The organism is Mesorhizobium sp. WSM4906, assembly GCF_029674625.1.
Classification (GTDB): Bacteria; Pseudomonadota; Alphaproteobacteria; order Rhizobiales; family Rhizobiaceae; genus Mesorhizobium.
Map to the genome: position 1 here is coordinate 4579949 of NZ_CP121355.1, position 13039 is coordinate 4592987.

At 63.3% G+C, this 13039-nt stretch carries 17 protein-coding genes and 1 tRNA gene; 7 read left to right on the forward strand and 11 right to left on the reverse strand.

The window, feature by feature from the left end; all coding sequences use genetic code 11:
* Window positions 1–33: 33 nt before the first annotated feature.
* Together QAZ22_RS21990 and QAZ22_RS21995 are read right to left on the reverse strand one after the other, a co-directional pair.
* On the reverse strand, window positions 34–1365 hold the full coding sequence (locus QAZ22_RS21990; protein WP_278202792.1) for a TfuA-like protein: 1332 nt from the start codon (window positions 1363–1365) through the stop codon (window positions 34–36).
* Window positions 1362–2459, reverse strand: coding sequence for a YcaO-like family protein (locus QAZ22_RS21995; protein WP_278202793.1), 1098 nt, complete (start codon window positions 2457–2459; stop codon window positions 1362–1364). The genes QAZ22_RS21990 and QAZ22_RS21995 overlap by 4 nt, the downstream gene beginning before the upstream one ends.
* A gap of 446 nt (window positions 2460–2905) precedes the next feature.
* Here QAZ22_RS21995 and QAZ22_RS22000 point away from each other — a divergent pair.
* A tRNA-Pro gene (locus QAZ22_RS22000) sits at window positions 2906–2982 on the forward strand.
* A 46-nt stretch (window positions 2983–3028) separates the two neighbouring features.
* On the opposite strand, the gene QAZ22_RS22005 is transcribed toward QAZ22_RS22000, so the two are convergent.
* Both QAZ22_RS22005 and QAZ22_RS22010 read right to left on the reverse strand, forming a co-directional pair.
* Window positions 3029–3487, reverse strand: a complete 459-nt coding sequence (locus QAZ22_RS22005; RefSeq protein WP_278202794.1) for a YbaK/EbsC family protein — start codon at window positions 3485–3487, stop codon at window positions 3029–3031.
* A 166-nt stretch (window positions 3488–3653) separates the two neighbouring features.
* Entirely contained in the window at window positions 3654–3920 is a 267-nt protein-coding gene (locus QAZ22_RS22010; RefSeq protein WP_278202795.1) for a helix-turn-helix transcriptional regulator, read from the reverse strand.
* Between the two features lie 307 nt (window positions 3921–4227).
* On the opposite strand from QAZ22_RS22010, the gene QAZ22_RS22015 reads away from it, so the two are divergent.
* The 3 genes from QAZ22_RS22015 (at window position 4228) to QAZ22_RS22025 (ending at window position 5822) form a co-directional block, all read left to right on the forward strand.
* Window positions 4228–4827: a hypothetical protein gene (locus tag QAZ22_RS22015; protein ID WP_278202796.1), complete on the forward strand. Its 600-nt coding sequence runs from the start codon at window positions 4228–4230 to the stop codon at window positions 4825–4827.
* 226 nt (window positions 4828–5053) lie between these two features.
* Window positions 5054–5251 (forward strand): hypothetical protein, encoded by a 198-nt coding sequence (locus QAZ22_RS22020; RefSeq protein WP_278202797.1) that lies wholly within the window; start codon window positions 5054–5056, stop codon window positions 5249–5251.
* Window positions 5252–5561: 310 nt separating this feature from the next.
* The gene (locus QAZ22_RS22025; RefSeq protein ID WP_278202798.1) at window positions 5562–5822 is read left to right on the forward strand and encodes a hypothetical protein; all 261 of its coding nucleotides are present in this window, start codon (window positions 5562–5564) and stop codon (window positions 5820–5822) included.
* Window positions 5823–5882: 60 nt separating this feature from the next.
* Here QAZ22_RS22025 and QAZ22_RS22030 read toward each other — a convergent pair whose 3' ends face one another.
* The 7 genes from QAZ22_RS22030 to QAZ22_RS22060 all read right to left on the reverse strand — a co-directional run bounded on the left by QAZ22_RS22030 (window position 5883) and on the right by QAZ22_RS22060 (window position 10670).
* A complete protein-coding gene (locus QAZ22_RS22030) occupies window positions 5883–6179 on the reverse strand; it encodes a hypothetical protein (RefSeq protein ID WP_278202799.1) in 297 nt (98 codons plus the stop codon).
* Window positions 6180–6285: 106 nt separating this feature from the next.
* The gene (locus QAZ22_RS22035; RefSeq protein WP_278077717.1) at window positions 6286–6825 is read right to left on the reverse strand and encodes a MerR family transcriptional regulator; all 540 of its coding nucleotides are present in this window, start codon (window positions 6823–6825) and stop codon (window positions 6286–6288) included.
* 130 nt (window positions 6826–6955) lie between these two features.
* Window positions 6956–7279, reverse strand: a complete 324-nt coding sequence (locus QAZ22_RS22040; protein WP_010915609.1) for an integration host factor subunit alpha — start codon at window positions 7277–7279, stop codon at window positions 6956–6958.
* 103 nt (window positions 7280–7382) lie between these two features.
* Entirely contained in the window at window positions 7383–8354 is a 972-nt protein-coding gene (locus QAZ22_RS22045; RefSeq protein ID WP_278202800.1) for a beta-ketoacyl-ACP synthase III, read from the reverse strand.
* Between the two features lie 9 nt (window positions 8355–8363).
* Window positions 8364–9434, reverse strand: a complete 1071-nt coding sequence (gene plsX / locus QAZ22_RS22050; RefSeq protein WP_278202801.1) for a phosphate acyltransferase PlsX — start codon at window positions 9432–9434, stop codon at window positions 8364–8366.
* 130 nt (window positions 9435–9564) lie between these two features.
* A complete protein-coding gene (locus QAZ22_RS22055; RefSeq protein ID WP_278202802.1) occupies window positions 9565–10116 on the reverse strand; it encodes a YceD family protein in 552 nt (183 codons plus the stop codon).
* 11 nt (window positions 10117–10127) lie between these two features.
* Window positions 10128–10670, reverse strand: coding sequence for a ubiquinol-cytochrome C chaperone family protein (locus QAZ22_RS22060; RefSeq protein WP_278202803.1), 543 nt, complete (start codon window positions 10668–10670; stop codon window positions 10128–10130).
* A 117-nt stretch (window positions 10671–10787) separates the two neighbouring features.
* Between QAZ22_RS22060 and QAZ22_RS22065 the strand changes: the two genes are divergently transcribed.
* From QAZ22_RS22065 to QAZ22_RS22075, 3 genes are all read left to right on the forward strand, one after another.
* The gene (locus tag QAZ22_RS22065) at window positions 10788–11309 is read left to right on the forward strand and encodes an outer membrane protein assembly factor BamE (RefSeq protein WP_278202804.1); all 522 of its coding nucleotides are present in this window, start codon (window positions 10788–10790) and stop codon (window positions 11307–11309) included.
* Window positions 11310–11453: 144 nt separating this feature from the next.
* Window positions 11454–11999: a dTDP-4-dehydrorhamnose 3,5-epimerase family protein gene (locus QAZ22_RS22070; RefSeq protein ID WP_278202805.1), complete on the forward strand. Its 546-nt coding sequence runs from the start codon at window positions 11454–11456 to the stop codon at window positions 11997–11999.
* A 1-nt stretch (window position 12000) separates the two neighbouring features.
* Entirely contained in the window at window positions 12001–12999 is a 999-nt protein-coding gene (locus QAZ22_RS22075) for a glycosyltransferase family 2 protein (RefSeq protein WP_278202806.1), read from the forward strand.
* Window positions 13000–13039 lie beyond the last annotated feature (40 nt).

Below are 13039 nucleotides of genomic sequence, written 5' to 3' on the forward strand. Positions count from 1 at the left end.
ACATGGACTGCGATATCGTCGGCGAATGCGGTTTCAAGTTAGCCCGTTTTCGTCGGTCAGGCCAGAGTCGTCGGGCGAGCTGCGGCCGGCCGCGAAAGCATATCCATGAGCCAGCAGGTCATAGAACTTGTCGACGCCGGGCAATCCGATGGAAATGGCATAGTCGGCAATGTCTCGAGGTATGGCGCGACCGAGTTGTTCCTCGAAAAACCAGGCAGCGAGCAGGGCACGAGGCATCGGCGCGGACAACGATGGCGAGCGGCGCTGTCTGGCCAGGGCATTCTGTCGATAGCCAGGGTAGAGCTCGAGTTCGCGTAACCGGTCGAGCATGCCTCGATGCAGCTCGGCATCGCGATCTCGCGCGAGCGTCTCGACGGCCGCATCATCCTCGATCATGCGTTCTAGGCCAGCTAGATCCGTTCCGTTTTCGCGTATCCAGTCGATTACGTCCGTTTGCCGCATAAGCCTTCGCCGCGAGCGAAACTCGCCCATGGCGCGCCTGACCGCCAGGCGATCCGGCGCCGCGTCATCGCCGCGGGCAAGCAGACGAAGCAGTGCCTCGCGACGCAACCGCGCATAGTCGCCGCGCAGCCGAAGCTCATCGAGGATGGCATCTTCTTCGGCAGTGGCTTTGTTGCTGATCCACGCTGTTTCATTTCGCCAGGATGCATTGTGCCAGTTTTCCGTCCACTCGAAGTGGAAGTCGGGAGGCGCTTGTGCAGCGCCACGGCGGATAAACGCATCCATCTCCTTCAGCAGTTGCAATCCGTCCTCGCGCTTCCTGTCGACCTTGCCTGTCCGCAGCCAGGCCGCCAGCGCCTGGGCCGTTCCGGGATCGTCGACGTCTGCCAGGACGTCCCCCCAGGTTCTATCCCGGTAGAACCGCGCCTTGGACGAAGCTGCCAGGCGCGCGCCTGTCGGCCTGTCGATGATCTGTTGTGCGACCGCCTGCTCGAGCGTCGCGCGAATATTGACCATCGGCTCGCTCAGGTGGATGTAGCCGGTTTCCGGCGGGCCATGGATAAGCGCGACCTCGTCGTCGTCGGTGAGTTCGCCGTCGCGATAGGCTTCGAAGATGCGTCCGACGCCGCGCATGCCGAACGAATGCAACTCCGCGGCGCGGAGCGCGCCCATGCTGGACGCGCCGAACACCGCGATCCCTTGCGTCAAGGCCCAAAGTATCTCCTTGTGCAAGACGGCCGGCTGACCATCGAAATAGCCGTCGATGACGCCGATTGCTCTTGGGCCGCCGCGAGCGGCGGCATAGAGGTCTCCTTGGCGTACCGGGGGGAGGAATTCGAATCCATCGTAAGGCGCGACGTCGCGCGCCCGCAGACTTGGCCCGCAAAACACGACCAGCTTCATTGTCCCTCGTCCGACATTCGGCGGGCTCGCTCGCCGGGCACATAGGCGTCATGATCGTCGGGACCTTCAAGGCCAGGTATGACCACGCGAACTACAGGCAGGCCGATATCCTCCTTGGCCAGATCGACGGCGATGATCTCGCTTACGCCAGCCGCCTGCAACCTTTCGATCAGCCAGGCCACATTCTGCTCGATCCCTCGTGCGGCCCTCCCCGCGGCAGAGGCAATTCGCCTCGTGACGGAACGCTCGGCCAGCAATCTCTCCGCGTGCCGACGGCGTTTGTCCCGATAATCTTCGCCATACTCCTCGGCGGTCAGATCGTCTCGCGCCGCCGATACGTAGGTCGTTCGCACCTGAGCGGCCTCGATGAGCGCCTTGAGCAAGGCGGTCTCCGGCACCGGGTGCGCTGCCGCGCCTATGCCGCAATGGCTGTTTCGGTCTCGGCGATCGACGATCAGGCAGAAAAAGGCCGGCACGCCGACGTCGGAGGTCGTTTCCCACGCCGCGACGTCGAAGTCCGCGCCTTCCAGCTTCTTCAACACGTCGCGGCATGGGCCGTCCGGCGCACTGCCGAGGTCGACGCCGGTGCGCCGCCGGCGAGCGGACGGCATCCGATTCCACAGGGCCGTCGCGTCGCGTTCGACGATCTCGCAAATCCCATGATGGATGGCTTCATCGAATGTATTTCCGGAAGCGAGCCCGTTGCTGCTGCAGTCGAAAAAACAACTTCCGGGGGGCGGCGGAACCGTGAAGTTGGCCCGCACTGACTCGAACGGCAACCAGCGCGCCGCACCGGAGATCATCTCCCGGCCTTCGATCCACAGCGTCACGATGTCCTTGGTGAATGCCCTTCCGGTGATGCGAGGCAGCTTGCCAATCTCGGCGAACCGGTGCGATTGGGAAAGTTCGGCCATGCTGCCGAACTTCAGCGGGCGCTCGATGTGCTCGGCGTGGTAAAGTTCCGCCGCTTCCATTAGCCCCGAGGCCGTGGCCGCCTCCAGGTCGATGCCCTTGCCCTGCGAAACAGCCAAAGAACGGGCGTTGGGGCGACAGACCATCACAACCGGAATGCCTATGCGATCAAGCCCGGTCACATTGGCGACCCTGGTAATTCCCATCCGCGCCCAGTATGGGCGAACCCGAGCAATCGCGCTACGAGCGCCCTCCATGCGATAAGGAGTTGCTGGCACCGTGTCCAACGACACTGAGGTTGTCTCCTGGCCCCCGAGAGATCGCGAGATCTTAGCGATTTCCGCCGACGCACAACAGGGCAGGTCTCGCTGAAGCGCGTCGCGGTGAAGCGGATTCAGGCGACGCGCTTTAGGTCTTTGTTTTTGTGCATGTCGTCTTCGCAAAACCGCCGCACACTCTTGCGCGACATGCATTGGTCAGCCAACAACCGAACCGCGTCCGACTTGCGATGTGGCTTTCGACTTTGTCACCAACGGCACTTCGGAATCCGCTTCGTTCCAATTTCGAGGATTTTGCCCGACTGGCCTCTTGCGCTTCAATCCTTGAGACTATAGGGCTTTGCGCGGTCCGGAGTGTAGCGCAGCCCGGTAGCGCACTTGACTGGGGGTCAAGGGGTCGTCGGTTCGAATCCGGCCACTCCGACCATTTCAAGCCTGAGACTTGGCCCCCCAAGTCCTTCTGCACCAATCCCCTACTGGCACACGTCGACCCATTTGGCGCCGACGAGATCGGCCATCCTTTGCGGCGCGATCCGCACGGCGGCGTTCGTGGCGCCTGCCGCGGGAACGACCTCGTCGAAGGCCCTTAACGTCACGTCGCAATAGACCGGCAGCGGCGCCGGCAGGCCGAAGGGGCAGACGCCGCCCGGCGGGTGGCTGGTCGCCTCCAGTACCTGTTCGCCGTCGAGCATGCGCGGCTTGCCGCCGAGGGTGTCCTTGCACTTGCGGTTGTCGAGCCTGGCGGTGCCGCTGGTCACGACCAACATGGTCTCGTCGCCGACGCGCAGGCAGATGGTCTTGGCGATTTGCGCCGGCATCACGCCATGCGCCTCCGCCGCCAGCGCCACGGTCGCCGAGCTTGCTTCGGTGACCAGGACCTCGATGTCGGGCGCATGCTTGGCAAAGAAGGCGCGGACCGATTCCAAGCTCATGAGCGAACCTCGTCAGGCATGTTGGCAAATACCGCCGAATCTCGGCGCCGGGATTGGCACATGGCGCCTCGGCCGTCGGCAAGAGCCAGGCTACTGTGGGCCGAGGGCACAAAAAAGCCCGCCAGGTGAGTCCAGGCGGGCTTTTCATGTAGGCGTTCGAGCGCCCTTATTGTTGTGTGGGCCGGTCCTCTGAGGCCGGCACCATTATCAATTCCTCTTCCGGCACCTGCAGCGCGGAAGCGATTCGCCTGAGCTTGGCGGGATCGGCGTCCTTGCCGTCCTCGATGTCGACGATCTCACCCACGGCCAGGCCGCAGGTCAAGGAAAGCTCCTCGATCGTATATCCCCTCGTTTCGCGCGCGGCTTTCAGCGGATTGAGGCCGGACGCGGCAATGATGTTGTTGGAAACAGCGTTTCGTGCGGTGTTGGGCATGGCAACTCCTTGGGATGAAACAAGACCGATGAAATGTGGCGTTGCCTGAGACGGGCGGGAGAATGGCCGTTAACAGGTGATTTGCCAAGAGGGACCGTTGCGGCCGTCACGCCATCGTGAACCGGTCCCGTCGACCGGAGGCCGAGGCCGCAAGCCACCGACATGTAAGGCGCCGCGACGGCCAATCAAGTTCTTTTGAAGCGGTGAAGGCCGGCCCCGCCGGCATTTTGCCCGCTCCAATTCGTTAGGTTTCTGTCAGTGGTCGACGGCGGGCGGCATCAAAACCCCTTTGGAAGGATCGGATGCCATGAAACTGAAGTTATTCGCGATTGTGCTCGGCACGATTTCAAGTCTTGCCAGCGCCGCACAAGCGGATACCGTGCGGGTCCGCGGCACGGTGGTCGACCTCGCCGGAACGGCGCTGACCGTAAAAGGCCGCGACGGCAAGACCGATACGGTCACCCTTTCTCCCGATTGGATGATCTCCGGCGTCGCCAGGGCATCGGCCGCCGATATCAAACAGGGCGATTTCCTCGGCATCGCATCGGTTTCGAAGGCCGATGGCGGCAGTGGCGCCCTGGAAGTCGTGATCTTCCCGGCAGCCCTGAAGGGAACGGGAGAGGGCGACCGCGCCTGGGATCTTAAACCCAACAGCCGGATGACGAACGGCACCGTCGCCGACGTGACCGAGGTCAGCGGCCGGACGGTGACGCTCACCTACAGCAACGGCCAGAAGAAGCAGATCGCCATCCCGCAATCGACGCCGATCGTGAAATTCGCAACCGCCAAACCGGCGGATCTCAAGCCGGGGACGGCGGTGTTCGTCACCGCCTCGCGCGGCAGCGACGGCAAGCTCGTTTCGCGCCGAGTGGTGGTCGGCAATCATGGCGTCGCCCCGCCGATGTGAGGCGAAGAAGCCGGCGAGTTCCAAAAGACCACGATAGCGCTTCGCGCCCTGCGCGTCCGACGGGGCGCGCGGGACCGTCATGGTTCAGTCGGAAACAATCCAGCAACAAGAATCTATAGTCCGGAAAAATTGTCAAAAAAAACCAGGAGGATAGTCCCGATCGCGAGGCTTGGGTCACCGATTTGGTCCGGTGAATCTCGGAACGCCCGCGAAAGGAAACGAAGTCATGAAGAAGTCCCTCCTGTCCGCGCTCGGGCTGGCTCTGGCCCTGGCGTTCACGATGCCGATCCTTGGCGCGACCAGCGCCGACGCGGCTCCGATGAAGAAGCATCATCACCATCGTCATCATCACACGCATCACCGCCGCGTGCATCATCGCCATCATCGTCACCACCATAAGAAGATGGCCCCGAAGAAGGTCTGATCGTTCCCCTTTGCCGATGGGAAGACAGACCTTCTTGTATTGACCAAGCATGCCTTCCCATCGGAATCTTTCGCTGCACAGGGCAGCGCTTGCCTCGAGCAGCTACCGGCCTTGATGGGACGCGCGGTCGCGTTCGATCTTCTGCGTTGCAGTCCAACCACAATCTGCCCGACGAAAAAAATCGTGCGGGACTATGAACCTTCCCCATTGGAGGCCGCACCAAGCGGTCATGGACGCCACGAAGGCGCCCCTCGGCCCAACCGGGACGCCAGGAAGGCGATCCCAACAACCAATGGAAAGAAATGCTCAAATGACCAACTTCAAGCGTATCTCGCTCGCCGCCGCCCTCGTCGTCTCGGCTTTCGGCTCGGTCTCAGCCCCTGCCTTTGCCGGCACGCATCCCACCGGCGACGGCGGCGCCGTCTGCAAGGGCTCGGGCTCCTGTCTGGTGCTGCAGCTCGACTGCAAAGGCACCTATACCGACGCGACCGACAAGAACGGCACCGTCTACGGCAAGTGCAGCCAGGTCATGAAAGTCGATCCGAAGAGCCGGATCAAGCTCGCGAACTGATCGCTCCCATGGCACGGAGGTGGCGTAGACGCGCCGCCTCCGTTTCGTACGCCTCCAAGATCAGCGCCGGCTGATGAGTAGGCCGGCAAGCAGCCCGACCACGACCAGCCCTACCGCTGCCGCCGTGGCCGGATGATCACGCGCGGTACGCTCGAGCGCCCTGCCCTTGTGCCTGATCGCCGGCAGCACCTCGTGGAGGCGGTCGGCGAGCTGCGAATAATAGTCGGACGCGGCCTCGCGGCCATCCTCGTAATAGGCATCGCCGCGTTTGGCCAAGGTTTTCCTGAGATCGTCGAGTTGCCGCGAGAGCGCCGCAAACTGCTTGTCCAGATCATGATCGGTCGCGAACAACGCCATGCCAACTGTCCTTCTCCTGCAGAGGAGGCCTAACGCGTGGGCTTGACGGCAGTTCCGACCTTCAGAGCCGCTGACGGCTCAAGCCCGCAGGACCGGCAACCGGAACTCAACGCACCTGGTCGAGCAGGCGCTTGCACTCCAGGAGGTCGAAGAGCGCCTCCTGCAGCAAAGCCCGGTTGTCACGCGACAATTTCGAGGAGTCCGGCTGTACGGGGCCTTCGTCGTCGCTCTTGCCGAGGCCGAAGAAACGGCGGCTGGGTTTCACCTTGGGCTGGCCGACAAGCGCATCCTCGTCGCCGCGCGGCTGGGCAGCCGCCGTCAGCGGCACCTGATCGGCCTGCCGGCGCTGCGCGATCGCCTCGACCGCGGCCATGTCGCCATTGCCGATGGCGACCAGGAAGTGATTGCCGTTCTCGCGCAGCAGCTTCTGCACGCCCTTGATCGTGTAGCCTTGGTCGTAGAGCATGTGCCGGATGCCCTTGATCAGATCGACATCCTGCGGCCGGTAGTAACGGCGGCCGCCGCCACGCTTCATCGGCTTGATCTGGTTGAAACGCGTTTCCCAAAAGCGCAGCACATGCTGCGGCAGGTCGAGATCTTCCGCGACTTCGCTGATGGTGCGGAACGCATCGGGGCTCTTGTCCATGGGCGAATCCTCACGCTGGACGACGATCCGGCATTTATGCCGAATCGGGTCTTATTTCAGCGATTTATGAAACAATATTCAAGCCCGGCGTCAAAGCCGATGGCGTTTTTCAACCGTATTTGCCGTCGCGCTATTTGCCGCCCTTGGCCTTGCTGTTCTGGTGCGAGCGCAGGATGCGGTTCTTCAGCACGTTCGACGATTTGAAGGTCATCACGCGGCGCGGCAGGATCGGCACTTCCTCGCCGGTCTTCGGATTGCGACCGATGCGCTCATTCTTGGAGCGGACATGGAAGGTTGCGAAGGAAGACAGCTTCACCGTCTCGCCGCGAACGATGGCTTCGCAAATTTCATCCAGAACGGCCTCGACCAGCTCGGCCGATTCAGTTCGCGACAAACCAACCTTGCGGTAAACGGCCTCGGCTAGGTCGGCACGCGTAAGTGTCTTTCCCCCCATGCGACCGTCCCATCAGCTCAAAAAACGTAAATCGATACAGGCAACGGCAGAGCCTAAGTAATTGATCCGGCAAGGTCAAGGACCGAACCCGTGCGTTCGGCACTTACCAGCGGAGCAACACCGCGCCCCAGGTGAAACCTCCGCCCATCGCCTCGAGCAGGACAAGGTCGCCCTTCTTGATGCGACCATCGGCGACGGCCACCGACAAAGCGAGCGGCACGGAGGCAGCCGAGGTGTTACCGTGCAAATCGACGGTGACCACCACTTTCTGTTCGGCAATCCCGAGCTTCTTGGCGGAAGCGTCAATAATCCGTTTATTGGCCTGATGCGGCACGAACCAGTCGAGGTCTTGCGCCGTGATGCCGGCCTGGGCGAAGGTCGCCTCGATGACGTCGGTGATCATGCCGACCGCGTGCTTGAACACCTCGCGACCTTCCATCCTGAGATGGCCGACGGTGCCCGTGGTCGACGGGCCGCCGTCGACGAAGAGCTTGTCCTTGTGGACGCCGTCCGAGCGCAGGCTGGCCGCCAGCACGCCGCGATCGGCGATGCCGCCCGCCCCTTCCTGCGCTTCCAGAACGACCGCGCCGGCGCCGTCGCCGAAGAGCACGCACGTCGAGCGATCGCTCCAGTCGAGGATGCGCGAGAAGGTTTCGGAGCCGATGACCAGCACGCGCCTTGCCAGCCCGCCGCGGATGTAGAGGTCGGCGGTGGCGACCGCATAAACGAAGCCGGAGCAGACGGCCTGCATGTCGAAGGCAAAGCCGTGATGCATGCCGAGCCGGTTCTGGATATCGACGGCGGTCGCGGGGAACGTGTTGTTGGGGGTCGATGTCGCCAGCACGATCAGGTCGATGTCGGCAGGCGTCAGACCCGCGCTGTCGAGCGCGGCGCGCGCCGCGGCCTCGCCCAGCGAAGCCGTCGTCTCGTCATCGGCCGCGACGTGGCGCTGGCGAATGCCGGTGCGCTGGACGATCCACTCGTCGGAGGTCTCGACCATGCCTTCGAAGTCGGCATTCTTCATGATGCGGCGGGGCAGCGCGGCACCGTTGCCGCGCACGACTGATCTGATCAAGGTTCGTTCCTATTCCTCGGCGTCGACGGCGACGCCGGATTTCCTGTTTGCCTGGGCATTCGGATTGCGCGCATGGAACAGATCAAGGTCGGCCTCGATCCGGTCAAGCAGATTGTTGCGCACCATATCGTAGCCGAGCTCGATCGCCGCCGCGAAGCCATCCGAATCGGCACCGCCGTGGCTCTTCACGACAATGCCGTTCAGGCCCAGGAAGACGCCGCCATTGGAGCGGCCGACATCCATCTTCTCGCGCAGCCGGTCGAAGGCGCCTTTGGCGAAGACATAGCCGATCCTGGCCATCAGCGTGCGGCTCATGGCGGCGCGCAAATAGCCTGCGATCTGCCTTGCCGTGCCCTCCGCGGTCTTGAGCGCGATGTTGCCCGCAAAGCCCTCGGTGACGACAACGTCGACCGTGCCCTTGCCGATGTCGTCGCCCTCGACGAAGCCGCGATAGTTCATCGAGGCCATGTTGGCCTCGCGCAGCATGCGCCCGGCCTCCTTGACCTCTTCCTGGCCCTTGATCTCCTCGACGCCGACATTGAGCAGGCCGACACTCGGCCGCTCGATGCCGAACACCGAGCGCGCCATTCCGGTGCCAAGGATGGCGAAATCGACGAGCTGGTGCGCATCCGCGCCGATGGTGGCGCCGACGTCGAGCACCACGCTCTCGCCACGCGTCGTCGGCCAAAGCGCCGCGATCGCCGGACGGTCGATGGTGGCCATGGTGCGCAGGCAGAATTTCGACATCGCCATCAGCGCGCCGGTGTTGCCGGCCGAGATGCAGGCCTGCGCAGCGCCGTTCTTCACCGCCTCGACCGCCTTCCACATCGACGACTTCCAGCGGCCGTGGCGCAGCGCCTGGCTCGGCTTGTCGTCCATCCGGACCGCGATCTCGCAGTGGACGAACTCGCTGACCTCGGCAAGCTTCGGGAACTTGGCCAGTTCGGGACGCACGGCGTCCTTGCGACCATAGATGACGAAGCGGATGTCAGGGCGGCGGATGGCGACCGTCATCAGCGCCGGGATGACCACGCCTGGTCCGTGATCACCGCCCATGGCATCGATGGAAATCCTGATCACTCGGTGTTTTTCTCACGGTTTGCCTGGCTAGCGGCGTGCGCATGCCGAGGTAAGGGGGCTCGCGAAGGTTCGGCGAAAATAGCGGTTTTGGGCTGTCGCACAACCAACTTTTCCAAAATCCAGGCCGCCTTCAGGATTTTCCGAGCAGCGAACGCAGCTTTTTCTGGAATTCGCTTTCCTCCGGCTGATCCTCGCCGGTGGCGTCGAGCGAGGCACCGGGCTTGCGCGGATAAGGATCGATCGCCAGACCGAAAAACTGCTCGGCGAGCGCGCCGACATCGATCGTTTCGCCGGAAAATGTTTCCGGGCTGTCCGGCCCGTCGGCATCGAGGACGATCTCACCGCCGCCCTCGAAGCCTTCGCGTCCGAGCTTCGACTGCTCCGGCAGGAACAACGCCTCGACTGGCTCGTCGATATGGGCCGCGATCGGATCGAGCGTGACGATGCAGGCCTGCGTGATGTCGGCCTCGACGCGGCCGCTGACCTTGACGCCGTTGCGTTTCCAGGACGCCACCAGCAGCTCGGCGCGGTAGCTCTCGACCGAAAGCAGGTCGTATTCGGCGGCAAGCGCCGCGCGCTGCCGCTCATCGGCCTCTATCAAAACCGGCAGGCCCTTTTGCGGCAGATGGGCGACGTTGGCGACGAAGGATACGGGGCTTCGCTGTTCGGCGTGTTGTTTCATTCTCGCCTCCTTCACGCGGCTCCGGCGACCGGGAACACCACGGTGCCGGACACGATCGATTCGGTCGGCTGCGCGGCAAGCTGCCCGGACGCCGCGGAAACATAGCTCGCCAGCAGCGGCGCTTCCGGCCACTCGCCGGCATCGGGCCTGACATTACGGGCGAGCGCCGCAGCAAGGGCCACGCCGTCGTCGCCCCGCAAGGCCTCGTCGTAGGCCGCGGTGCGGCCATAGAACATCTTTGCCAGCTTCTTCATGCGCTTCGGCACGCCGACATCGCTGATGCCGAGCTCCCTCAGCGAATGATCGACGTCGAGGAAGAACTCGTCGATCAGCACCTGCGCGACCTCGGCGGCCGGCCCGCCCTCCCCGCGCAGCCGATGCTGGATGAGATACATATGCAGCGACAGCATCTCGAAGCGGCCGAGCGGCGTATCCGGCACATTCCAGTCGGAATAAAACACGATTTGCCGCGCCGCCGCCACGATTTGTTCGTAGAGCGCCTCGGTGATGGCGCGGTTGGCGTGACGTTCGCGGCCAAAAAGGCGCTGGAACATTGAGGGTGGTCTCCCGGGGACCTTTTGTTTGATTTGGCCTTGTTGCATCGGCATGCAAGCTGGTTTACCGGTTTTGCGGCCCAGCGCAAGTTGCGGGGATGTGATGGAGAATTGTTGTTGGGTGCGCTGAAATTCAAGTCGTTTCTCACGCCTGTGCCGGCGGGCGTGGCCTCTCTGCTGGTGGCGGTATCCGCGCTTTCCGGCTGCAATTCGTCCAAGATGTTCGGTGATCTCCATCCGAGCGAAACGCTGACGAAAGGCTACGTCATCGATCAGGCGGCAATCGACTCGGTGCCGGTCGGCTCGAGTCGCGAGCAGGTGCTTCTGGCGCTGGGCACGCCGTCGACGACGGCGACCTTCGACAACGAGGCCTTCTACTACATATCGCAGACGCGCAAGCGCTATGTCGCCTTCGACAACCCGCACATCATCGACCAGCACGTGCTGGCGGTCTATTTCGGCGCCGACGGCCGCGTCACCCAGATCGCCAATTACGGCCTGAAGGACGGCAAGATCTTCGACTTCATCTCGAGGACGACGCCGACGGGCGGCAAGGACCAGAACTTCCTCAGCCAGGTCATCAACGGCGCCAGCAAGCTGGCGCCCGGAATCCCGGGCGGTGGGGGCGGTACGCCCTGAACCCGGCTTCCGGGAATTCAGACAATCAAGACCCGCCGGAGCGATCCGGCGGGTCTTTTGCTCACACCGCGACCGGGCGATTGCCAAATGCTTGCTTGCACCCGAGCGTCCCACTATCAATCCTTGCGGGTATCGGGGCTGGACATGAGCAAAAGCAATCGCGCGGAGCCGCAGGGCTGGATGGCGACGGGAACGCCGGATCCGCAGACCGTGACACCGGACTGGCTTGCCATAGACCCTCCGACGATCGACGGCGTCTCATTCAAGGAAATCAGACCTGTCGCGACATCGACCGGCTACCTGACCGAAATCTTCCGCGAAGAGTGGAACCTCGACTTGCTTCCGGTTGGCCAGGTTTTTCAACGCACCTTGTATCCCGGCGCGGTGACGGGTTGGCACGCGCATGCCGTGACGCAGGACCGGCTGTTCTGCTCGATCGGCAGCGTCCGCATATCATTGTTCGACGGACGCAAGGCATCGCCGACTTTCGGTGCGGTCTGGCACAAGATCCTCGGCGCGCTGCGACCGGCCATCGTCATCATTCCGCCGGGCGTGTGGCACGGCGTCGTCTCGCTTGGCCCGGAAACGGCTTTGGTGCTCAACATGGTCGACAAGGCCTATTCGTTCGAAAGCCCCGACCATCGCCGCCTGCCGCCCGATACCGAGCACATCCCCTATAAACTGGTGTAAAGTGGAGCGGCCCGCCCAGCTCGCTTCGACCGCACCGACCGAGCCGCTCGTCTCGGTCGTGATTGCGACGCACAACCGCCCCGCGGCCTTACGGCAGGCCCTGAGAAGCGTCCTTGCCCAGACCTTGCCGGACTGGGAGACGATCGTCGTCGGCGACGCTTGCCGGGCGGAGACCGCGGCGACGGTCGCCGCATTCGGCGATGCTCGTATCGCCTATGTCGATCTGCCTGTGAATTTCGGCGAGCAATCGGGACCGAACAATATCGGTTTTGCCAGGGCTCGCGGCCGGTTGGTCGCCATCCTCAATCACGACGATCTATGGTTCCCGGACCACCTCGCATCGATGGCCGGCTGGATCGACGCGACCGGCGCCGATGTCGTCATCGCTCGAGGCGCCATCATAGAGCCGACCTCGATGAGAGGCGATCCTCTCAGAACCTCGATTTACGGGATGGGCAAGGACGGTTTCTACGATCCGGTGGTCACGGCGGGATACGGGTCGGCGCAGATGGTGAGGCGCGCATCGCTGAGCCGGCTCGGTCCCTGGCGCCCCGCCAGCGAGTGCTGGTGCGAAAGTTCGCAAGACTGGCTCTTTCGGGCCTGGCGCAAGGGCGCCGTCATCGCGACCATGCCGCATTTGACCGTTCTGAGCATCTTCTCGGGCCAGCGCCGCGGCAGCTATACCGAGGACACGGCAACCGAGCAGGAGGACCTTGCCAACGCCATGCGGATGCCCGATGACCTTCGCGTCAAAATTCTCGCGGCGGCCGCGGCTCCGCCGCGTCTGAAGAGATCGAGCTACCTGAAACGCAGGCTTTGGGCCGCGTGCGGCATCCATCCCAGGTCCCTCGAGTTTCGCCGCAAATACGGTCGTGGAACCTTTGTCTCCACGCTACGCGAAACCCGTGGCCTACCGCCCATGCCTGAGCGGGAACCGGGCGTGGATGATCTGCTTGCCGTCTACCGTGGGCGCGCCAAGCCGGAAGACAGGGGAGAATAAGTCCGCATACCCGACCGATGCCAAGACGGTAGCGTTCAAT